The sequence below is a fragment of the Rhodococcus sp. CH91 genome, from assembly GCF_022554085.1.
Classification (GTDB): domain Bacteria; phylum Actinomycetota; class Actinomycetes; order Mycobacteriales; family Mycobacteriaceae; genus Rhodococcus.
Window position 1 is genome coordinate 216436 of record NZ_JAKFYR010000008.1, and the last position, 22339, is coordinate 238774.

The 22339-nt window shown below is 67.3% G+C and carries 19 protein-coding genes and 2 pseudogenes; 7 read left to right on the forward strand and 14 right to left on the reverse strand.

Annotated features, from left to right (window positions below; genetic code table 11):
* Positions 1 to 84: 84 nt before the first annotated feature.
* The gene (gene uca / locus MOM01_RS16835) at positions 85 to 3726 is read left to right on the forward strand and encodes an urea carboxylase (RefSeq protein ID WP_241386565.1); all 3642 of its coding nucleotides are present in this window, start codon (positions 85 to 87) and stop codon (positions 3724 to 3726) included.
* Positions 3726 to 5480 (forward strand): allophanate hydrolase, encoded by a 1755-nt coding sequence (gene atzF, locus MOM01_RS16840; RefSeq protein ID WP_241386566.1) that lies wholly within the window; start codon positions 3726 to 3728, stop codon positions 5478 to 5480. The genes uca and atzF overlap by 1 nt, the downstream gene beginning before the upstream one ends.
* Positions 5481 to 5558: 78 nt before the next feature.
* Here atzF and MOM01_RS16845 read toward each other — a convergent pair whose 3' ends face one another.
* The 3 genes from MOM01_RS16845 to lpdA form a co-directional block, all read right to left on the reverse strand.
* Complete coding sequence (locus tag MOM01_RS16845; protein WP_241386567.1) at positions 5559 to 6977, reverse strand: fatty acid desaturase family protein; 1419 nt, start codon at positions 6975 to 6977, stop codon at positions 5559 to 5561.
* Positions 6978 to 7012: 35 nt separating this feature from the next.
* Positions 7013 to 8110: a ferredoxin reductase gene (locus tag MOM01_RS16850; protein ID WP_241386568.1), complete on the reverse strand. Its 1098-nt coding sequence runs from the start codon at positions 8108 to 8110 to the stop codon at positions 7013 to 7015.
* Between the two features lie 279 nt (positions 8111 to 8389).
* Complete coding sequence (lpdA, locus tag MOM01_RS16855) at positions 8390 to 9793, reverse strand: dihydrolipoyl dehydrogenase (RefSeq protein WP_241386569.1); 1404 nt, start codon at positions 9791 to 9793, stop codon at positions 8390 to 8392.
* Positions 9794 to 9920: 127 nt separating this feature from the next.
* Here lpdA and MOM01_RS16860 point away from each other — a divergent pair, with 127 nt between their 5' ends.
* A complete protein-coding gene (locus MOM01_RS16860; protein WP_241386570.1) occupies positions 9921 to 10127 on the forward strand; it encodes a zinc-ribbon domain-containing protein in 207 nt (68 codons plus the stop codon).
* A 31-nt stretch (positions 10128 to 10158) separates the two neighbouring features.
* On the opposite strand, the gene MOM01_RS16865 is transcribed toward MOM01_RS16860, so the two are convergent.
* The 5 genes from MOM01_RS16865 to MOM01_RS16885 all read right to left on the reverse strand — a co-directional run bounded on the left by MOM01_RS16865 (position 10159) and on the right by MOM01_RS16885 (position 14697).
* Positions 10159 to 10965, reverse strand: coding sequence for a crotonase/enoyl-CoA hydratase family protein (locus MOM01_RS16865; protein WP_241386571.1), 807 nt, complete (start codon positions 10963 to 10965; stop codon positions 10159 to 10161).
* A 117-nt stretch (positions 10966 to 11082) separates the two neighbouring features.
* On the reverse strand, positions 11083 to 11724 hold the full coding sequence (locus tag MOM01_RS16870) for a response regulator transcription factor (RefSeq protein ID WP_308197003.1): 642 nt from the start codon (positions 11722 to 11724) through the stop codon (positions 11083 to 11085).
* On the reverse strand, positions 11721 to 12965 hold the full coding sequence (locus MOM01_RS16875) for a sensor histidine kinase (RefSeq protein WP_241386572.1): 1245 nt from the start codon (positions 12963 to 12965) through the stop codon (positions 11721 to 11723). The genes MOM01_RS16870 and MOM01_RS16875 overlap by 4 nt, the downstream gene beginning before the upstream one ends.
* 26 nt (positions 12966 to 12991) lie before the next feature.
* A complete protein-coding gene (locus MOM01_RS16880; protein ID WP_241386573.1) occupies positions 12992 to 13777 on the reverse strand; it encodes an ABC transporter permease in 786 nt (261 codons plus the stop codon).
* Between the two features lie 11 nt (positions 13778 to 13788).
* On the reverse strand, positions 13789 to 14697 hold the full coding sequence (locus tag MOM01_RS16885; protein ID WP_241386574.1) for an ABC transporter ATP-binding protein: 909 nt from the start codon (positions 14695 to 14697) through the stop codon (positions 13789 to 13791).
* Between the two features lie 181 nt (positions 14698 to 14878).
* On the opposite strand from MOM01_RS16885, the gene MOM01_RS16890 reads away from it, so the two are divergent.
* Positions 14879 to 15169, forward strand: coding sequence for a hypothetical protein (locus MOM01_RS16890; protein WP_241386575.1), 291 nt, complete (start codon positions 14879 to 14881; stop codon positions 15167 to 15169).
* Positions 15170 to 15217: 48 nt separating this feature from the next.
* On the opposite strand, the gene MOM01_RS16895 is transcribed toward MOM01_RS16890, so the two are convergent.
* The gene (locus tag MOM01_RS16895; RefSeq protein ID WP_241386576.1) at positions 15218 to 16057 is read right to left on the reverse strand and encodes an SDR family oxidoreductase; all 840 of its coding nucleotides are present in this window, start codon (positions 16055 to 16057) and stop codon (positions 15218 to 15220) included.
* Between the two features lie 27 nt (positions 16058 to 16084).
* Positions 16085 to 17359, reverse strand: coding sequence for a wax ester/triacylglycerol synthase domain-containing protein (locus MOM01_RS16900; RefSeq protein ID WP_241386599.1), 1275 nt, complete (start codon positions 17357 to 17359; stop codon positions 16085 to 16087).
* Between the two features lie 62 nt (positions 17360 to 17421).
* On the opposite strand from MOM01_RS16900, the gene MOM01_RS16905 reads away from it, so the two are divergent.
* Positions 17422 to 19482 (forward strand): prolyl oligopeptidase family serine peptidase, encoded by a 2061-nt coding sequence (locus MOM01_RS16905; protein ID WP_241386577.1) that lies wholly within the window; start codon positions 17422 to 17424, stop codon positions 19480 to 19482.
* Here the strand turns inward: MOM01_RS16905 and MOM01_RS16910 are convergent.
* Positions 19468 to 20325: an alpha/beta hydrolase family protein gene (locus MOM01_RS16910; RefSeq protein ID WP_241386578.1), complete on the reverse strand. Its 858-nt coding sequence runs from the start codon at positions 20323 to 20325 to the stop codon at positions 19468 to 19470. The genes MOM01_RS16905 and MOM01_RS16910 overlap by 15 nt on opposite strands.
* Positions 20326 to 20484: 159 nt before the next feature.
* On the opposite strand from MOM01_RS16910, the gene MOM01_RS16915 reads away from it, so the two are divergent.
* Entirely contained in the window at positions 20485 to 20838 is a 354-nt protein-coding gene (locus MOM01_RS16915; protein ID WP_241386579.1) for a hypothetical protein, read from the forward strand.
* 85 nt (positions 20839 to 20923) lie between these two features.
* Complete coding sequence (locus tag MOM01_RS16920; RefSeq protein ID WP_241386580.1) at positions 20924 to 21127, forward strand: PspC domain-containing protein; 204 nt, start codon at positions 20924 to 20926, stop codon at positions 21125 to 21127.
* A gap of 118 nt (positions 21128 to 21245) precedes the next feature.
* Here MOM01_RS16920 and MOM01_RS23175 read toward each other — a convergent pair whose 3' ends face one another.
* The 3 genes and pseudogenes from MOM01_RS23175 to MOM01_RS23520 form a co-directional block, all read right to left on the reverse strand.
* On the reverse strand, positions 21246 to 21374 hold the full coding sequence (locus tag MOM01_RS23175) for a hypothetical protein (RefSeq protein WP_277609836.1): 129 nt from the start codon (positions 21372 to 21374) through the stop codon (positions 21246 to 21248).
* 309 nt (positions 21375 to 21683) lie between these two features.
* Positions 21684 to 21857 (reverse strand): annotated as a pseudogene (locus MOM01_RS23515) (esterase family protein); the annotation flags it as partial.
* Positions 21858 to 21986: 129 nt separating this feature from the next.
* Positions 21987 to 22339 (reverse strand): annotated as a pseudogene (locus MOM01_RS23520) (alpha/beta hydrolase-fold protein); the annotation flags it as partial.

Genomic DNA, 22339 nt, shown 5'->3' on the forward strand with positions numbered 1-22339 from the left:
TTCCCGGGCCGGGTGAAGATCACCTAACAAGGCTGTTACACAACGTCACAGCAGCGTCATGGCCGGTCCATAGCGTATACAGCCATGTCGACAAAGACGTATACAGCAGCGCCGGTCCCCTCGACCACCGCCTTCGACACCCTGCTCGTGGCCAATCGCGGTGAGATCGCCTGCCGCATCATGCGATCGGCACACAAGCTCGGCCTCAAGACGGTCGCGGTCTACTCGGACGCCGACGCATCGGCCGCGCACGTCGAGCTCGCCGACATCGCAGTCCGGCTCGGCCCCGCGCCGGCCGCAGAGTCCTATCTGCGCGCCGATCTCGTCATCGAGGCCGCTCTGGCCACCGGCGCCGGAGCCATCCATCCGGGATACGGATTCCTCTCCGAGAACGCGGAATTCGCAGCGGCATGTGAGGCCGCGGGTATCGCCTTCGTCGGCCCCACCCCCGACCAGCTACGCGTCTTCGGCGACAAGCACACCGCACGCGAGGCCGCTCGCGCAGTGGGTGCCCCGCTCGTACCCGGCAGCGGCCTGCTCGACTCCCTCGACGACGCACTCTCGGCCGCCGACCACATCGGATATCCGGTGATGCTCAAGGCCGTCGGCGGTGGCGGCGGCATCGGCATGCAGGCCTGCCACGGCCCCGACGACCTGCGTGAGGCGTACGAGCGGGTGTTGCGACTCGCCGCCGCGAACTTCTCCTCGTCGGGCGTCTTCCTCGAACGCTTCGTCCCGCGGGCGCGTCACGTCGAGGTCCAGATCTTCGGCGACGGGCAGGGCCGCACGATCAGTCTCGGCACCCGCGACTGCTCGCTGCAGCGCCGGAACCAGAAGGTGGTCGAGGAGGCTCCGGCACCGAACCTCCCCGACGCCGTCGTCGAGCAGATGCTCTCGTGCTCACGCGCTCTCGCGTCGTCGGTGCACTACCGTTCGGCCGGCACCGTCGAATTCGTCTACGACGTCGATCGCGGAGAGGTCTCGTTCCTCGAGATGAACACCCGCTTGCAGGTCGAGCATCCGGTCACCGAGGAGATCACCGGTGTCGACCTCGTCGAGTGGATGCTGCGCCTGGCACGTGGCGACGAGAGCATGCTCGACGGGCTCCCCGATTCCGGGCCGGAGATCACCGGGCACGCCGTCGAAGCTCGCGTGTACGCCGAGGATCCCGGACGCGACTACCGGCCGAGCGCCGGTCTGCTCACGCACGTGGAATTCCCCGCCCACACGCGCGTCGAGACATGGGTGGACACCGGCACCGAGGTGGGCTCGTTCTACGACCCCATGCTCGCGAAGGTGATCGTGCGCGGCGAGTCTCGCCGGACGGCCTTCGCGGCTCTGGCCGAGGCACTCGACGACACCCATCTGTACGGAGTACAGACCAATCTGTCGCAGTTGCGCAGGATCTGCACCGACACCACCGTTCTCGACGCCGAACATGTCACCACCACCCTCGCAGGGATCCGCTCGACCGGGCACCGCATCGACGTGCTGCGCGCCGGGACCATGACCACCATCCAGGACCACCCGGGTCGTATCGGATTGTGGGAGGTCGGGATTCCGCCTTCGGGGCCGATGGACGATCTGTCGTTCCGCGCGGCGAACGGCGCGGTCGGCAACCCCGAAGGCACACCCGGACTCGAATGCACCTTGCTCGGTCCGCGCCTGGAGTTCTCCGATCCGACGATCGTCTGCGTCACGGGAGCTCCGGCCGAGGTCACCGTCGACGGTGAACCGGTGCCGATGTGGGAGCCCGTCGAGGTTCCCGCCGGATCCGTTCTCGAGGTGGGAAGCCCCACCGACACCGGCCTGCGCACCTACATCGCGGTACGCAGCGGTCTCGACGTGCCGCTCTACCACGGCAGCGCCTCGACCTTCACGCTCGGCGGCTTCGGCGGCACGACCGGGCGGGCGGTCGCGACCGGCGACGTGCTGGGCCTCGCATCCGGGGAGACGGTGACCGATCCGGCTCCCGTCCCCTCCGACCGCCGCCCGGACTTCGGCCACACCTGGCATCTCGCCGTCACCGAGGGACCGCAGCCGGCTCCGGCATACTTCACCGCCGAGGACCTGCAGCAGTTCTACGACACCGTGTGGACCGTCCAGACCCACGCCAACCGCACCGGTATCCGGCTCGACGGCCCGAAGCCGACCTGGTCGCGCACCGATGGTGGCGACGCGGGTCTGCACCCGTCGAATCTGCACGACAATCCCTACAGCGTGGGGGCACTCAACGTCTCCGGCGACACCCCGATCCTGCTCGGGCCGGACGGGCCGAGCCTCGGTGGCTTCGCGTGCCCGCTCACCGTCGCCTCCGGTCACCGGTGGAAGCTCGGTCAGATCCGTCCCGGCGACTCGTTGCGGTTCGTGCCGGTGTCCGACGAGGGAGCCGCCGAACTGCGCAGCGCAGCGGCGCGCGGGGCCGACCTTCCGCCCGTGCCCCGGCAGAGCGAACCCGACGGGGGCCGGCTCGGACGTATCGAACCGTTCCTCGACCGGCCCGAGGTCGTGTACCTGCGCGGCGGGGACGACAACATCCTCGTCGAGTACGGCGAGATGGTGCTCGATCTCGGTCTGCGTATGCGGGTGCACGCCCTGTCCGAGGCACTCGCCGCCGCGGCACTGCCCGGCATCGTCGATGTCACTCCCGGTGTGCGCTCGCTGCACATCCATTTCGATCCGGACGTTCTTCCGCAGTACCACCTGCTCGGTGTCCTGCAGGATCTCGAGACGGAACTGCCCGCCACCCGCGATCTGGTGGTGCCGAGCCGCACCGTCCGCCTGCCGCTGTCGTTCGACGATCCCTCCATCACCGAGGCCATCTCCCGGTACCGCAGCGGTGTGCGCGACGAAGCACCGTGGTTGCCGTCCAACACCGAGTTCATCCGGCGCATCAACGGTCTCGACTCGATCGAGCAGGTGCGTGACACCGTGTTCGACGCCGAATATCTGGTCCTCGGCCTCGGTGACGTCTATCTCGGTGCGCCCCTGGCCGTCCCGCTCGATCCGCGCCACCGGCTCGTCACCACCAAGTACAACCCCGCTCGTACGTGGACACCCTCGGACGCGGTGGGCATCGGCGGCAAGTATCTGTGCGTGTACGGCATGGAGTCTCCGGGCGGGTACCAGCTGGTGGGCCGCACGATCCCGATCTGGTCCGGTTACCGGCAGACCGGGCCGTTCGAGGAGGGCAAGCCCTGGCTGTTCCGGTTCTTCGACCGGATCGTCTGGGAGCCGGTCACTCCCGACCAGTTGCTCGAATATCGTGCGGCCGCGAAGGCCGGCAGGTTCGACGCCGACGTCTCCGAGGGCACCTTCGCGCTCGCCGACCACCTGCGCTTCCTCGAGGAGAACGCGGAGTCGATCGATGCCTTCCACGCCGTGCAGTCCCGCGCCTTCGAAGCCGAGAAGCAGGCGTGGCGCGCTGCCGGCGAGTTCGACCGGGTCGAGAGCGAGCCTGTCGAGGTGGCCGCACCGAGCGACCCCCTCGAGGGAATGCCCGCCGGATCCGTCGTGATCGAGGCGCCGATGGTCGGTAACGTCTGGCGCGTCGAGGTCGCCGAAGGCGACATCGTGACCGCGGGTGGCACGACGGTGATCCTCGAGGCCATGAAGCTCGAGATGCCGGTGCCCGCCGAGACCGCCGGTACGGTTCTGAAAGTTCTCGTGACCCCGGGCACGAAGGTTGCACCCGGGACCCCTCTTCTCGTGATCGGAGCAGTGTGATGAACATCGGCAGTACCCTCGGCCCCACCACGGATCCCGCCCCGGTATCCGCCCCTTCCGCGAGGGTGTCTGCCTCCGAACGGGTCCGCGACGCGGTGCGCCGGATCGACGAGGTCGATCGTCCCGAGGTCTGGATCACCCTGCGCAGCACCGAGGAGCTCCTCGCCGAGGCGGAGGCAGTGGACGCCCGGGTCGCCTCCGGGGAGTCCTTGCCCCTCGCGGGTCTGGTCGTCGCGGTGAAGGACAACGTCGACGTCGCAGGGATCCCGACGACTGCCGGATGCCCCGAATTCGCCTACACCCCCGAGGACACCGCCTCCGGTGTCGAACGTCTCGTGGCTGCCGGCGCGATCGTGCTGGGCAAGACGAATCTCGACCAGTTCGCGACGGGTCTCGTGGGCACCCGGAGTCCCTACGGGGCGGTGCGGTGCGCGTGGGATCCCGAGAAGGTCTCGGGTGGTTCGAGTTCGGGTTCCGCGGTCGCGGTGGCTCTGGGCATCGCCGACATCGGGATCGGCACCGACACCGCCGGATCCGGACGCGTGCCGGCCGCTCTGCACGGTCTCGTCGGGTTCAAGGCGACCCTCGGGGTGATCCCCACGCACGGTGTGGTCCCGGCATGTGTCGACTACGACTGCCTCACCGTGTTCGCGACCTCGCTCGACCTCGCGACCGAGGCCGTCACCGTGATGGCGGGCCCGGAGCCGCGGGATCCGCGCAGCCGGGCGTGGCCTGCCGACGTGCGGCTCGCCGCATCGAACGAGTTGAGGCTCGCGGTGCCTCGCGCAGAGGATCTCGACGCGATGTGCGAGGAGTATCGCGATGCTTTCGAGCGGACCGTGGTGTCCGCGCGGGAGGCGGGTATCGAGCTCGTCGAGGTGGACATCTCCCCCCTTCTCGATGCGGCGCTGCTCCTGTACGACGGCGCCGTGGTCGCGGAGCGGTACGCGGCGGCCGGTGATTTCCTGTCCACCGAGCCCGCGGGCGCGGATCCCACCGTGGCGGCCATCGTCGCCGGGGCGAAGAATCCTGCCGCGCACGAACTCGTCGACGACCTCGACCGGCTCGTCCGGGTGAAGGCGCACGCCGGTGAACTGCTCGCCGGCTTCGATGGGCTGCTGCTCCCCACAACCACCGAGCACCCGAGTATCGCGGCCGTAGAGGCCGATCCGATCGGTATCAACCGGCGGATGGGGACCTACACGAACTTCTGCAACCTGCTGGACATGGCGGCGGTGGCGTTCCCCGGTGCCCCCACCGCGTCGGGGAACCCGTTCGGCGTCATGGTCGTGGTCCCGGCGTTCGCCGACCAGGTCGCCGTGGACGTCGCGGCCGCGATGCTCGGTGTGGCCGCCTCGCCCGTCGTCGAGGCGGGCGTGGATCTCGCGGTCTTCGGTGCGCATCTGCGCGGTCAGCCCCTGAACTTCCAGCTCGAGGATCTCGGCGCCCGGTTCGTGGAGGAGATCCGCACGTCGGACGCCTACCGTCTGACGGCGTTGAACACGACCCCGCCCAAGCCGGGCCTCGTGCGGCACGGCGCAGGCAAGGGCGCTGCCGTCGCGGGCGAGTTGTTCCGGATCTCGGAAGCGGGACTCGGGCGCTTTCTCGCAGCCCTACCCGCTCCGATGGCGCTGACGAGCGTCGAACTGGCGGACGGACGTTCGGTCGTGGGCTTCGGCTGCACGCACGAGGCCGCCGGAGATGCGGTGGACATCACCGAATTCGGCGGGTGGAAGGCCTACCTGCAGTCCTGACCCCGGGCTCCCGATCGGGTGCGCAGTCGTCGTCGAGTGCTTCGGCGATTCTCGACGACGACTGCACACCCGTCGCTGTCAGCGGGGCGGTAGGTCGACGGCCACGCCGCCGCCGTCGTGTTCCGGACCGGCGTCGGGATGATCCGCGGGCAGCCGGCTGCGGAACCGGGCGGCTTCACTGGGCACCGGCCCGCCCTCGGGATCCTGGGACCGGCGGTACGGTCCGGGCTTCGGCCGGGCCTTGCCGCCGGGGAACGCCAGTCGCGCGATGGTGCGGTGGACCATGAACCACTGCTTACCGAGACGGCCCGAGTTGTAGGGCAGTTCGTAACGTTCGCAGATGTCCTTGACCTTCGGAGCCACCTCGGCGTAGCGCGTGCTCGGCATGTCGGGGAACAGATGGTGTTCGACCTGGTAACCCAGGTTCCCGCTCATGATGTGGAACAGCGGGGTGCCCTCGATGTTGGCCGCGCCGACGAGTTGACGTACATACCATCCGCCGCGCGACTCGTCCTGCACTTCCTTCTTCGAGAAGGTGTACGTCTGATCCGGGAAATGCCCGCAGAAGATGATCGCGTGCGCCCAGACGTTGCGGATGATGTTGGCGGTGATGTCGGCGAGCACGGTCGCCAGGAACGTCTTCTCGACTCCGGGCAGGAACCGGTCGGCGAGGTCGGCCGCGGTGGACCACTTCCCGGATCGGCCGCCGAATGTGCGCAGGCGCCGTCCGATGCGGGAGGTGCTCGGTTGCGGCAGCCTGCCCTGCAGTGCGAGCTGGGCGATGCCGAAGACGGCGGCGCTGACCAGCGGCCAGCCGACGTAGTCCTTGACGAACTGGGCACGCGCCTTACCGGCGATCCCCTTCAATTCCTCGAGCACCTGTGCCGGGGTCTTCTTCCCTGCCCACAGCGCTTCGAGGTCGAGGTCGTGCAAGGCGACACCCCACTCGAAGAGCACGGTGAGCAGAGCGTTGTAGAAGGGCTGCGCGAGATAGACCGGATGCCATTTCTGGTGCGGGTCGATCCGCATGATCTCGTACCCGAGATCCTTGTCGAGCCCGCGGATGTTGGTGAACGTGTGGTGGATGTAGTTGTGCGAGTGCTTCCATGCCTCGGCCGTCGACGCGGTGTCCCAATCCCACACGGACGAGTGGATGTCCGGATCGTTCATCCAGTCCCACTGGCCGTGCATCACGTTGTGGCCGATCTCCATGTTCTCGAGGATCTTCGCCAGCCCCAGACACGTGGTTCCCGCGAGCCAGGCGGGCTTGGACGACGACGCGAACAACAGCACCCGCCCCGCGACGACGAGCTGACGCTGTGCCGCGATCACGTTCTTGATGTACTGCCGGTCCTTGTCGCCGAGGCTCGAATACACCTCGTCGTGGATGGCGTCGAACTCCTTCGCGATCTGATCGAGGTCCTCCTCGCTCAGATGGGCGAGGGGGTTCTCCGGTTCTCGCGACTCGACTGCGTTCCGGTCGATGCTCCTGGTCACGACGACGCCCCCTGTCCTCTCGACGCTCGGTGCTCTCACAGCTCGATTTCGATGTCACCTTCCGCGGTGTGGATGCAGGTGCGCACCGCCGCCCCGGTAGGTTCGCTCACCTCGTCGGTCCGCAGGTCCCGGAGTTGCCCGGATCGCAGCGTTCCGACACAGGTGTGGCAGATGCCGATACGGCAGCCGTACGGCAACTTCAGGCCGGCTTCCTCACCTGCGACGAGGATGGGTGTTCCGCCGTCGCAGTCCACCTCTTTCTCACTGTCGAGGAAGTGGATGGTGCCGCCCTCACCGCTTCCGGCATTCCCACCGATGATCGGCTGAAAACGTTCGAGGTGAAAACGCTCCGGATCACCGTGTTCGTCCCAGTGCTCGGACAGAGCGTCGAGGAGTTCGCGCGGACCCGAACAGAAGACATCGCGTTCCTGCCAGTCGGGACACAGTTCTGCCAGGTCGACGGGGGTGATGCGGCCGCGCTCGCCGCTGATCCACACCACCAGGCGCAGTCCGTCGTGACGCTCGTCCAGATCCCGCAGAGCGGAGGAGAAGATCACGTCGTCGTCGCTGTGGGCCGAGTGCACGACGACGACGTCGTCGAGCCGGTCGCGGTGGTCGAGGCTGCGCAGCATGCTCATGATCGGGGTGATCCCGCTGCCTGCACTGACGAACAGCAGTTTGGCGGGCAGTGGATCGGGGAGGGTGAACACTCCTTCCACCTCACCGAGCCGGACGATCTCGCCCGGCTCGAGCTTCCGGACCAGATACGGCGAGACCACCCCGTTCTCGACGAGTTTCGGGGTGACACTGATCAGCCCGTCGGCCGGATCCGGATCGGAGGTGAGCGAGTAGGCCCGCCAGTGGTAGACGCCGTCGATGATGACTCCGAGCCGCACGTACTGGCCGGGGAGGTGCCCGCGCCACTCGTAGGCCGGCCGGATGAGCACCGACGCGGCGTTTCCGCCTTCGGGGACGACGCGTTCGACGCGCCCGCGCAGTTCGCGCGTCGTCCACAACGGGTTGATCATCTCGAGATAGTCGTCGGGACGCAGTGGTGTGAACAGGTGCCGCACCGTGCGCAACAACCATCTCCGAATCGGGTGCACGTGGGGGCGAGCGCCGCGTTCCGCCATGGCGTCACCTTACGCGCGCGCGTGCCCTGAACGCGCAGATTCGTCCCCGATGTGGGATCGGCAACAGCTCGGCGCAGGATCGTCGGCAACACCACCGAATCGGTGACCGCGACCCAGGCTGCCCGGTGTTCGTCCATCACCCGGCCGGCCCGGAAGGCGGCGGCGGAACGACGTCAGCCCGCAGCGACGGTCGTGTCGCCACGGGCTGAGCCGGTACATCCGAGCGGGTATCCGCCCGCACGGAAGGATTCGAACGCGAGCCGATACGGCCCGGAGTTCTCAGAAATTGATCATGTGTCCCGCGAGACCGTGGATGGCCTCCTGCAGCGCCTCGCTCAGCGTGGGGTGCGTGTGCACGTTGCGGGCGAGTTCGTTGACCGTCAGATCCCACTTCTGGGCCAGGGTCAGCTCCGGCAGCAGCTCGGACACGTCGGGGCCGATGAGGTGACCGCCGAGGAGCTCGCCATGGGTCTTGTCGGCGATGAGCTTGACGAATCCGGTGGGATCGCCGAGACCGTGCGCCTTGCCGTTGGCGGTGAACGGGAAGGTCGCGACCTTCACGTCGTAGCCCTCGTCCTTCGCCTGCTGCTCGGTCAGACCGAAGCTCGCGACCTGCGGCTGGCAGAAGGTCGCGCGCGGCATCATGCGGTAATCGCCGAGCTCGAGGGTCTCGGCACCACCGATGGTCTCGGCCGCGACCACGCCCTGCGCCTCCGCGACGTGAGCGAGCTGCAGCTTCGCCGTGACGTCGCCGATGGCGTAGATGCCCTCGACGTTGGTGCGCATGCGCTCGTCGATGGCGATGGCGCCACGATCGGTCAGCTCGACGCCGGTGTTCTCGAGGCCGTAGCCCTCGACGCGCGGTGCGAAGCCGACCGACTGCATCACCTTGTCGACGGTGGCGGTCTCGACGTTGCCGGACTTGTTGTCCTTGATCTCGACGGTGACCTTCGAGCCGTCGTCGGAGATCTTCTGCACCGCTGCACCGGTCTTGATGGTGATGCCCAGCTTCTTGTACGCCTTGGCGATCTCCTTGGAGACGTCGGCGTCCTCGTTGGGCAGCGCACGATCGAGGAACTCGACGATCGTGACGTCGACACCGTAGTTCTTCAGGACGTAGCCGAACTCCATGCCGATGGCGCCGGCACCGACGATGAGGATCGAGTCCGGGAGGTCGCGGGTGAGGATCTGCTCCTCGTACGTGACGACGTTCTCGCTGAGCTCCGTCCCCGGCAGCAACTTGGTGACCGAACCGGTCGCGATGATGACGTTGTCGAAGGTCACCTGTTCGGTTCCGCCCTTGGTGAGCGCAACCTCGATGGTCTTGGCGTCGACGAACGAACCCAGACCGTCGTATTCGGTGATCTTGTTCTTCTTCATGAGGAAGTGCACGCCCTTGACGCGACCGTCGGCCACCTTGCGGCTGCGGTCGTAGGCGGCACCGAAGTCGAAGGACACGTCCCCCGAGATGCCGAAGGTCTTGGCCTCTTTGTTGAAGAGATGCGCCAGCTCGGCATTACGGAGAAGTGCCTTGGAAGGGATGCAGCCGACGTTCAGGCAGACACCACCCCAGTACTTCTGCTCGATGATGGCGGTGCTCAATCCCAGCTGTGCCGCGCGGATAGCAGCGACGTACCCACCGGGACCGGCTCCGAGGACAACGACGTCATAGTGTGAGGTCACGGATATACAGCGTAGTCCGGGCCGATTCCGGTGTCTGTCGATGGTCCGGTTACTCGCGAGTAGCAAGCCGATCGGCGCGCCGCTCGGCGGGACCAGCCTTCCCCTCCCCCGGCCGTTCTATGCTCGGGTGGTGTTCCTTCTGTTCGGATTCGGCACCAAGCGGAAATATCTCGGCCCAGGACAGAACCGGACCTGTCCACGCTGTCACAACACCACACAGTGGGCCCGCATCCGGGAGTTCAACCAGTTCACCCTGTTCTTCGTGCCGGTAGCGCGCTGGAAACGACGGCAGCTGGAACAGTGCGGCATCTGCGGCACCACCGTCCGGGTCTGAGACCCGGACGGCCCGGAGCCGGACCGGACGATCAGTCCGGATCGACGAAGACGGGAACGCGCCCGGCCTTCCCCGCGGCGACCGCCTCCATCTGGTTGGGCGAACCCATCAGCTCGACCTGCAGTTCGCTCTCGAGCGCCAGAGCCGAGGCAGGGTCGGAACCGGTCCAGGTCTGCTCGTAGAGGCGTTTGGCCGCCCGCACCGCATGCGGTGATCTCGACGCGATCTCCCGGGCCAGTTCCTTCGCGGCAGCCAGCGGATCGTCCACCACATGGGTGACGAGACCGAGAGCGTGCGCTTCGGTACCGGAGACGATCCGGCCGGTGAACGTCAGCTCCTTCGCGACGTCGAGGCCGACGAGACGCGGCAGGCTCTGCGTGATGCCCATGTCGGGGACGAGCCCCCACACGACCTCCATGATCGACAAGCGTGCGTCCGGGGTCGCGAAGCGGATGTCGGCACCGAGAGCGATCTGCAGCCCACCGCCGAAACAGTTGCCGGTGATCGCGGCGATCACCGGTACCGGGATGCGGGACCAGTCGTATGCGACGCGCTGGGCACGATTGGCGATGTCACCTTCCTCCCGTGCGAGCAGATCCCGTGGGCCGCCTCCGTCACCGGCACCGAGACTCCCGGTGTCGAGACCCGAGCAGAAGCTCTTGCCCTCGCCGTAGAGGACGACGGCGCGGACACTCCGGTCGGCGGCGAGCCGTCCGGTGACCTCGACGAGTGCATCGAACATCGCCGGATCCAGGGCGTTGTGCTTCTCGCCGCGGTCGAGAGCGACCGTCACGACTCCCGAATCCCCGGCGTCGACACGAATCCTGTGCTCACTCATCCGGTTCGACTCCCATCGAAGACAGTGCGGTCGGACTCCCGCCGGCAGGACACCCGAGATCGTTCAGCCGACCGTACAGCAGCCGGTCGCCGCCGATGGACCGGAATTCCGCGGTTGTCAGCCCAGAATTCCCCGGCCGTAGGCTTCGGCGACCGCGGCCGCGCGATCGTTCACCCCGAGTTTCGCGAAGATGTGGGTCAGATGGGTCTTCACGGTCGCCTCGCTGACGAACAACTCCCGGGCGATGGCCCGATTCGGAGTGCCTTTCGCGACCAGTGCCAGCACCTCGCGTTCCCGGGAGCTGAGCACCTGGACCGGCGCGGGTGCCCGCATGCGGGTCATCAACCGCGACGCGACCACGGGGGCGAGTACCGATCGTCCCTGAGCAGCCGCACGTACCGCGTCGAACAATTCGTCGCGCGGGGCATCCTTGAGAAGGTAGCCGGTGGCTCCGGCTTCGATCGCGGGGAAGATGTCGGCATCCGAATCGTAGGTCGTGAGGACGAGCACCCGGCTCCGCACCTGCCGGTCCCTGAGGTCGGCGATGGCTGCCGCTCCCCCACCGCGTGGCATGCGCAGGTCCATCAACACCACGTCGGGATCGAGTCGCAGCGTGAAGATCACGGCCTCGGGCCCGTCCGATGCCTCACCCACGACCATGAATTCCGTCGACGCAGAGAACATTCCGCGCAACCCGTCCCGCACCACGGGATGATCGTCGACGATGAGCACCGTGATCGGTTCACCCGGAGCCGTCACGACACGTCCTGACTCACCGGAGTCGTGCCCTGAAGGGGGATCCGCACCGACACAGCTGTCCCCTCGCCCGGGGCCGATTCGATTGTGACGGTGCCGTCCACTCGGGCAGCACGCGATCGCATTCCGCGCAGACCGAACCCACGCGCCGGCTCCACGGGGGCGAAGCCGTTTCCGTCGTCACGAACATCCACGCTCACTTCGCAGTCCATATACGAGAGCGTGACACCTACCCGCCGCGCATCGGCATGTCTACCGACGTTCGTCAGTGCCTCCTGAACGATCCGCAACATCGTTGCACCGACGTCGTCGTGCAGGGGGACCGGTGTGCCCGTGACGGTGAACTCGGCGCAGACCTCGGTCTCCCGGGACCACACGGCGAGCGTGTGAGCCAGCACGGCATCGAGCGCGTCGTGCTCGAGCGCTTCCGGGACGAGATCCTGCACAGATCGACGGGCGTCACCGAGACTGCGTCGAGCGAGTGCCGTGGCCGTGTCGACGTGACGGCGTGCCGCTTCCCGATCAGCAGCGTCCTGCGCGGCCTGCAGCTGGGTGACGATCCCGACCAGCCCCTGCGCGAGGGTGTCGTGGATCTCGGCAGCGAGCCGACGGCGCTCGTCGTCGATTCCCGCTTCCCGGGCATGCACCAGGAGCTGAGCGTGGAGGGCCTGATTCTCGGCCAGCGCCCGCTCGAGCTGCTCGTTCGTCCGTTCGAGTTCGTCGATTACCGCGAGCCGCTCGAGGCTCTGCTGCTCGTCGCGTTCGGCGAGCCGCATCATCAGCATCGAAATCGAGGCGTTGAGGACCACCAGGAGACCGAAAGCAATCCACATGGTGCGGCTCTGCGGCGGCATTCCTCCGGCCTGTGAGCCCGCCACCGTCACCGCCGTCACGAGCAGGCCGAACCGAATCCAGCGCTCCGGCAACATCGCGTGGGCATCGAAGTAGCCGGCTGCGGCATAGATCGCGAAGAACGGGTTGAACCAGCTCAGAGCGAAGGCCAGACCCGACCGGACCAGATAGTAGATGGTGTCCTGTTCCGGCTTCGAGCGGCGGCGAAACCACCGCCACACTTCCCAACCCCCTGCGACAACTGTGAGCACCGCCGCCGTGTACCGCTCGGCAGGGCTCATCAGCAGTGACGCGCTCCCGACGGACAGCACGGTGCCGGTAGCCAGTAGAGCAGGCGGCCCCCACCTGTAGTACTGCGTCCAGTGGTCCTGAGCAGTCGCCGATGCCGTCACGTTCTCCAGAATGACGGTCGGCCGGCTCACTGCCAACGGAACCATCGGATCGCAATCCCGCTGAGCACGACCGTCCAGCCGATGACGACCGCCATCCCACCGAGGTCGAGTCCGCCACCGGCTGCGGTGCTGTCGAGGAGTTGCGCTGCAGCGCCGAAGGGTGTCAGCTCCACGATCCGCTGCAGCAACTCGGGCATCGCCTGCACCGGCAGCCATACGCCGGCGCAGAACAGCATGGGGAAGAACACGATCGTGCCCAACGTCTGGGCGATGCGCACCGACGGTGAAACTGCTGCGAGCGTCGCACCCAGGCTCAGTGCTGCCGCAAGAGTCACGAGGACGGCGAGACCGTAGCCCCATGGTTGAGCGGGGAACGCCACCGCGAAAACGATTCGCCCGACGAGCAACGCGAGAACCACGGACACTGCGACCGTCACGGCGTGCGTCACGATCTGCGCGATCAACAGATCCGCTGGACGGGCCGGAGTCACTGCCAACCGGCGGAGGATGCCGCGTTCCCGATAGGAAGACAGCACGGCAGGCATCGTCTGGAGGCCTGCCACGATCATCGCCACCAGAATCGCCACGGGGACATACAGATCGATCACGCGCAGACCGCCGAGTCCCGGATCGGGCTCCCGGAAGGCCGGGATCAGCCCGAGGATCGACATGAGAAGCGTGGGAAACACGAGAATCCAGAACATCGCACCGGGTTCTCGTGTGAACAGCCGTGCCTCGGTCCGTAGGACGGCGAGCAACGCCGCCGATTTCGGGCCGTTCGTCTGTGACGTCTCGACCAGTCGATTTCTCATGACGTGGTTGTTCACGGCATTCTCCCGCTTTCGGTCAGATCGAGGTAGGCATCGTCGAGGGTCGCTTCGACGATGCGGAGGCGCTCGGCTGTGAGTCCCCGCGAACCGAGCAGAGTGAGTACCGCGTGGATGGAGTCCTCGTTGCCCTCGACGACCACCCGTTCCTGGGCGGACCGCACGGAGACGACACCGGGCAAGGACTCGAGCTGAGCGAGGTCGAGCGGGCCGGACGGGTGGAAGGAAACGACAACTGCTCCCGGCGCCTGCCCGATCAGTTCCCCCGGGCTGCCCAGCGCCCGGATGCGACCGGAGTCGAACACCGCGACCCGATCGCACAGCCGCTGAGCCTCTTCCATGAAGTGGGTGACGAGCAGGACCGTGACGCCCGAATCGCGGACCTCCTCGATCAGCGCCCAGGTATCGCGACGCCCTCGCGGGTCGAGCCCGGTGGTGAGTTCGTCGAGGACGACCACGCGGGGCGAACCGATCAGTGCCAGCGCGATGAACAGCCGCTGTTTCTGTCCCCCGGACAGTTTCGCGAACCGGTTGCCGAGCAGGCCGTCCAGACCGAGACGCTCGGCGAGGAGTGCGCCGTCCGCCGGCCGGGAGTAGAACGAGGCGTAGAGATCGAGGGCCTCGCGCACGGTCAGCTTCGCCTGCAGTTCGCTCTCCTGCAGCTGGGTCCCGAGCAGTTCGGCGACAGCGCTCCGATCGGCGATCGGGTCCAGCCCGGCCACCCGGACGATGCCCGCATCGGGTTTCCGCAGGCCGGAAACACATTCGACGGCCGTGGTCTTGCCCGCCCCGTTCGGGCCGACGATCCCGAAGATCTCACCTTCGTGGACCTCGAAGCTCACATCGTCGACGACGACGCGGCCCCCGTACGACTTCCGCAGAGTATTCACTTCGACTATCGGCATGCCCCGAGCGTGCTGCACGGCACCGATCGCGCACATCGCCCGACCGGTCTGCTCCGGCATCGGCCGATCGGATGATGGCGCATACCGGTCGGTTCGGGCATGATGTCGCCGTGCGTGTTCCTCGTCGAGAACCACCCGCGCGGCGCGAGGCCGCTCGGGTGTTCGACACGGGAGAACACACATGGAATACAACGCGATGATCGAACTCGACGTCTCGATCGATCTGCTGACCGACGACGAGATCGTCGATTTCATCGAGCCGATCGCCGGGCATCACGGTGCGCTGGGACGCAGCGACAACGGCCTCGTCCTTCTCACGATCACCATCGACGCCGTCGATGCGATCCACGCGACGCGGTTCGTGCGCGACCTGATGTGCATCTCGTATGCGTCTTATCGAGTCCACTCGGTGGATGTGCTGCCCACCAGTGCCTTCGACGCGATCTTCGGGTTCCGCGACTACTTCCGCTGACGTACGAAGCGAGGTCCGCGTCCTCGGACGCGGACCTCGTCCTCGCGTTCAGCGTGCGAACGAACGCATCTTGCGCAGATAACCCGGGATCGCACGGAACGGGACACGGACGGGCCAGTCGTCCGGCCGGAAGTACGCCTCGGTTCCACCGTCGACGACCACGACGCTGCCAGCCATGAAGTCCGCGGCCGGCGACAGCATGAATTCGACCCACTGCGCGATCTGTTCGGCCTGCCCGAATCCCCCGACCGGAACAGGGAAGCTCTCGACGGCCCTCTTCAGCGGGCTCTCGAGCTGGGCGTCGAGCAACGGGGTGGAGATCGCCCCCGGGGCGAGCACGTTCATGCGGATACCGGACCCCGCCCACCGCGGAGTGACCGCGGTGCGGCGCACCCATCGGGTGACCGCGATCTTCGACGCCGCGTACGTGAACGCCGGTCCCGACGCCGGGATCCGGCCGGCGCGGGCGACGCCCTTGTCCGTATCCCCGGCGAGGAACGCCTTCACCGCCGAATTCGGCACGCCGGGTGTGGTGGTCGCCGAATTCGACCCGAACACCACGACCTTGCTGTTGCCGGCCGCGGCCAGGGCGGGACGCCAGCCGACGAGCAGGTCGATCACACCGAGCAGATTGACCTGCGCGATGAGTTTCTCCTTGCCGGGAGTCGGGCCCAGGCCGGCAGCGAGTACGGCGCCGTCGAGCCGGCCGTCCGCCCGGTCGAGCGTCGCTCGAACAGCCTCCGAACGCCCCTGTGGAGTCGACAGATCCGCGACGATCTCGGTGTCCTTCAGGTCGATCCCGATCACCCTGTGCCCGGCCGCACGCAATCGATCCGCGCTCGCCTTGCCCATCCCGGATGCAGCGCCTGTCACTGCATACACCGCCATGTGCCCTCCCTCGCTCGTCCCGGCACGCTACAACGCGGATATCGCTTTCTGCAGCAGTGCGACGTACCGAGCGAGACCGTCCAGGTCGAGTACGTCCGGGGAGGCCGTCACCGACAGCGTCACCCGCTCGCCGATCCCGTGTACCCCGTGGGTGAGCGCCTGCACGGGCGACAGACCGGGAAATCCGGAGGTGAACCGCACGCGGCCACCACCGAGGACGAGGTCGGCCGGACCGCGGTCCACGCTCGAGACGACGGTGTTTCCGGTGACGGTCGGCGGGGCGACGGACAGGTCGAGACGGTCGGTACCGAAACGCAGGAGCGGAGCCGGTACGTGATCGTCGGTGCGGGCCCGCACCGCCATGGCCGGGTGCCGCGCGCGGGTGCGTTGCCGCGCGAGATCGGCGGCGATGGCCGCGGCCCGCTGCTTCGGGTCCCCGATCCCGCAATGCAGGTCGACGCCGACGTTGCGGTAACTGTTGCGGGAGGATCCGGACGGGGCCACCGCGACGGGCACTTCGGCGGACAACTCGTCGGTGCCGAGGAACTCCGCCAGTGCCGAGCCGATCGCCGTGAGCGCCCCGACCGTCACCGTGCCGACGCGACGCAGTTCGGCGGCCTCGCACACGATCGTGCGCACCACCCTGCGAGGTCCCGGCGCGGAGTTCACGGCGACCAGCGGCCGGCCCGGCGTGGGCCGCGGAACCGACGGATCGGCGAGCTGCTGTTCCGCCTTCACCGCGCACCGCCCGTCGGCGATCACCCGCGGGATCGACCACGGCAACCGCAGCGCGGCCCGCACGAGCATCCCGGCTGCCGAGGGCGCACGCGGCGCAGTCGTCGGCGGCGCCGTTCCCGACAGCAGGTCGCGCGCGAGCGCCGAGGTGCGCACCCCGTCCGCAAAGGCGTGCGACATCTGGAAGACGACGACGAGCGCAGGCTCCGTACCGGCGGGAGCCCCGGGGACGTGCGGGAACAGGTGCAGACGCCACGGCGAATTCGTGACGTCGACGCGGCCGGCGACGAGACCGGACAGCACGTCGAGCAGGTGGCCGTAACCGCCCACCTCGTGCACGACGACATCGTCGTCGGCCGGTTCGCGAGCGGTCCAGTAGGGATAGTCGAGTCCGCCCGGTACCTCGACCATGCGCACCTGCACTTCCCCCATCGCGTGCACACGCGCCCGCAGTTCACCGAGAACCTCGGCGAACGGGACGTCGGGTGCGTCGAAACAGTAGAGCGCGAACAGGTCGCCCGGAATGCGATCACCGAGCCATTCCCGGCGGGCGTCCGAGGGATGCATCTGCACGAGGTCACAGTCTGCCCGCCGCCCGCCCCGCTCGCGAGGCGGGTATGAATGGGTCCATGAGCGACGACACCACCGATCCGTACCTGTGGCTCGAGGACGTCACCGGCGAGAAACAGCTCGACTGGGTGCGCGACCGCAACGACCGCACCGTCGATGCCTACGCGCGGACCGGCGGGTTCGGCGATCTCGAGTCCCGGATCCGGGAGGTACTCGACACCGATGCCCGGATTCCCTATGCGCGTCGGCGCGGCGAGTATCTCTACAACTACTGGCGGGACGCAGAGCACGTCCGCGGGTTGTGGCGTCGCACCACGATGGAGCAGTATCTGCGCGACGAACCCGAGTGGGACGTCCTCGTCGACCTCGATGCCGTCGCCGAGGAGGAAGGCGAGAACTGGGTGTGGTCGGGTGCTCAGGTGCTGCGGCCCGACCAGACTCGTGCGCTCGTCAGCCTGTCACGCGGCGGGGCCGACGCGAGCGTGATCCGCGAGTTCGATCTCGTCACCCGCCGGTTCCTCTCGGGACCCGACAGTTTCGAACTGCCCGAGGCGAAGACCGACATCGCTTGGATCGATGCCGACACCGTCTATGTGGGCACGGATTTCGGCGAGGGATCGCTCACGGACTCGGGTTATCCGCGACTCGCGAAGAGGTGGCGGCGCGGCGCTCCCGTCGAAGAGGCCGAGACCGTCTTCGAGGGTGAGCGCACCGATGTCGCCGTCTCCGCCTGGTACGACGACACCCCCGGTTTCGAACACAGCTTCGTCGACCGGGCGATCGACTTCTACCGGGCACATCGCTTCGAGCTGCGCCCGGACGGCGAACTCGTGAAGCTCGACGTCCCCGACGACGCGCGTGTGAGCGTGTACCGCGACCACCTGCTCGTCCGTACACGTTCCGAATGGCTCGGGCACCCTCCCGGCACGCTGCTCGCGGCGAACTATCCGGACTTCCTCGCCGGTTCGCGGGAGATGACGGTGCTCTTCGCGCCCGACGAGCACACCTCGCTCGAACAGTACGCGTGGACGCGGAACCACCTGCTCGTCGTGACTCTGCGCGACGTCCAGACGCGGATGCGGGTGCTCACACCGGGCGACGAAGGGTGGATCGACGAGGAACTGCCGGGGGTGCCCGACGCCACGTCGACCTCGATCATCGACGTCGACCCCCTCACCGGTGACGACTTCTTCCTCAACTCGAGCGGCTTCACGATTCCAGCGACGCTGCTCTCCGGGACCGTCGGCGGCCCGATCGAGGCGATCAAGCAGGCACCGTCGTTCTTCGACGCCGAGGACGTCACCGTCTCCCAGTACTTCGCCACCTCCGACGACGGCACACAGGTGCCGTACTTCGTGGTGGGTCGCCGGACCGGGACGCCGGGACCCACGCTCCTGTACGGATACGGCGGTTTCGAGAACTCGATGGTGCCGGCCTACAGCGGCATCGTCGGACGGGCCTGGCTCGAGCGGGGATACACCTATGTCATCGCCAATATCCGTGGTGGTGGCGAGTACGGACCGACCTGGCACACGCAAGCCCTCAAGGAGAACCGCCACAAGGTGTTCGAGGACTTCGCCGCGGTCGCGAAGGATCTCGTCTCCCGCGGGATCACCACCGCCGACCAGCTGGGGGCACAGGGTGGCAGCAACGGTGGTCTGCTCATGGGCGTCATGCTCACCCGCTGTCCGGAACTCTTCGGCGCGATCGTGTGCCAGGTGCCGCTACTCGACATGAAGCGATACCACCTGCTCCTCGCCGGTGCGTCGTGGATGGCCGAATACGGTGATCCCGACAATCCCGACGAGTGGGAGTTCCTCAGCCGGTACTCGCCGTACCAGAACACCGACCCGAAGACGAGCTACCCGCCGGTCCTCGTCACCACGTCCACGCGCGACGACCGGGTGCACCCCGGCCACGCACGGAAGATGGTCGCACGCCTAGAGGAGGAGGGCCACGAGGTCTGGTACTACGAGAACATCGAGGGCGGACACGGTGGTGCCGCGGACAATGCCCAGGCGGCATTCAAGTCGGCGCTGACGTTCTCGTTCCTGGCGGACAAGCTCGCGAACCGGTCCGGCTCCGGGCCGGCGGACGGCGCCGCGTCACCGGTCTCGTAGCCACGCGACGATCTCGGCGACGGTGTCGTCGTTGTCCCGGATCCAGCCGTTGTGGCCGAGCGGACGCGGGTCGTGCCATTCGGTGATGTCGGCGGCAGGCAGCTTCCCGAGCAGGTGTCGCGCCGACGCGACAGGGGTGAGCTCGTCCTTCTCGACGGTGATCGACAGGACGGGCAGTGCGAGCCGGGCGATGCGTTCCTCGTAATCGATCTCCGCGCCCGCCGGTTCGAACCGGCCGGTGCGGGCGAGCCGCGCCCAATCGGAGATCAGCACGCGCGACTGCCGGCCGAAGCCACCGACGTCGAACCGGTCGCCGGGCCAGAAACCCGCCACGGTTGCGGTGATCGACATCGCGGTCGAGCCGAGCAGCACACCCGGTCCCCGGAGCCCGCTGTGGTGCCGGTAGTACGGCGTACCGGAGGCGACGAGGATCAGTCCGCCGAGTCGCCCGCGGATCCGCGCGGCGTACAGCACTCCGAGCTGTCCGCCCATCGAATGGCCGAGCAGATACGGCGTGGAGTCGGGGAATCTCTCCCGTACCACCTCGAACACCGCCGGGAAATGCACCGCGACGATTTCGTGGTAGCCGTAGGTACTGTCCGGACCCGGGCGTGGCCGGCTGTCACCCTGCCCGGCGAGCTCGCAGATCGCGGCGTCGAATCCGTGATCGGCGATCGCCTGCGCGAAGGGCTCGTAATATCCGGCGGGGATTCCCAGGCCGGGCACGACGACCACGACGGCCCGGGATGCATCGCGCCGCGTCTCGTGCTCGTGAGCGGGTCCGGGGAACAGGCGGACAGGCGTCGTCGTGCCGTCGGGGAGCTGGATCGGTACGGTCTCCACCGGGTCAGACTAAGCCGGTCCGGCGGCGGTGGTCGCCGGTTTCCTTCCCACCTCCGGGTCGGAATTCAGGGTACGGATGGGGGCTGTTCCCCGATGTGTTCGGGTGGGCCGGCGACGGACGATCGAAGGGTCCGGCACAGCCGCCCTTCGGAGGATCCCATGCACATACCCACCGTCCGCTCACGTCTCACCGCCGCCGCCCTCACCGGAACGGTGCTGTCGATGGCCACCGCAGCCGCCCTTCTCGGAACAGGAACTGCTGCAGCACAATCCGCTCCCAGCGTCGTCGGCATGAGCGAACGCACGGCGATCGAGGTACTCACGGCCGACAGCATCCCGCACTCGATCGTCAACCGTTCCGGCTCCGCCGGCGGCGACTGCACGGTGACCGCTCAGCGTGATCGGGGCTACCGGACCGTGATCGAGCACGAATACAACCGATCCGAAGGCGGATTCGACCGAGTCGAACGACAGGTGTGGCGCGGCGTCGGCCTGACCGTCGTGTGCCGCTGACCGGGCCACCCCGAGAAGAAGATCAGGGTCGAAATCCGGGCCACACCCCGATGTGCCGAAACCACAACCGCGACAGGATGGATACATGAACTCCGAGAACTCCGCTCCCCGCCCCTTCACCCGCTCGTCGTCCCAGCGCATGCTCGGCGGCGTGTGCGCCGGACTGGCCGACTATTTCGGCGTCGACCTCAATCTCGTTCGCGCCGGAGCGGTGCTGGCGGCCTTCGTCACCGGCGGCACCGCGGTACTGCTCTACCTCGCACTGTGGATGCTCATCCCCGAGCACTGAGCCGGAATTTCAGGATGACGGAGAAAGCTCACAGGTTCGGCGTAAACCTCGCAGCCCCGGTGGTCGACCACCGGGGCTGCGAGGTTTACGTACGCCCTGCGTACTTCAGAGGCAGGGGTTACTGAACACTGCCCTCGAGCACAGCGCTACCGCTTTCGAGCAGCTCACCGGAGCTTCCACTCTGCGGCACCTCGGAGCTACCGAACAGTTCGAGGACCGAAGCCAGCAGTTCGAGAATAGCGTCCATGTGAATCTCCTTCGTCCGATGCAGCCGAACGTATTTCGCTCGACCTTTCTCTCGTACACCCGGATTTCCAACGGGCTCGACCCCATTCTGAACACAGCCGAGAAGAAATTTCGACCGGAAGAATCGGGTAAGCGGATGTGATTGTATTCACACCTCATAATTCGAATTACATATGCGCAGCTGAGAGGGTCCGGTCCCACAATTTCGGAATATTCGCACCCTTAATGCATGTTTGGAATCGATAATGCCGAAAGGTGCAGGAAATATTCATGCGAACCGCGGTTTCGGCCGAGGAGCGAGCACGAGTTGCTACAGCCCCATCGCTTCCGCCAGCATCGGCCACGAGTTGTGGAGGTCGTCCTCCCAATAGCCCCACGAATGGGTGCCTGCGGCACGGAACTCGAAATGGGCGGGGACGTCGAGTTCGTCGAGGCGGGAGGCCAGACGGCGGGTGCAATTGTCGACCGCAGCCTCGATGATGCCCCCCACCACGACCTGGTTGAGCAGGAGCGCCGGGTTGCCGTCGACCGACCGCGCGTCGATATGGTCGTGCTCACCCGGGAGGCCGGTGCCGGACGAGATGTACAGGGCGTGCCCGCNAGCCTCGATGATGCCCCCCACCACGACCTGGTTGAGCAGGAGCGCCGGGTTGCCGTCGACCGACCGCGCGTCGATATGGTCGTGCTCACCCGGGAGGCCGGTGCCGGACGAGATGTACAGGGCGTGCCCGCGCAACTTCTCGGCGTTCACGTACGGGTCGTTGTCGGTCCATATCGGACCACCCGACGGACCCCACATGTTCTCGACGTCCGCTTCACCGCGACCCTCGACCACCGCACGCACGTAGAGCTGACCGACCTCCGTGCTGGTCTCGGCGCACCCGCTGTACGCACCGACCGCCTTGTAGAGGCCGGGGCGTGCTACCGCCAGGCTCAGCACCGACGTTCCGGACATCGACAGTCCCG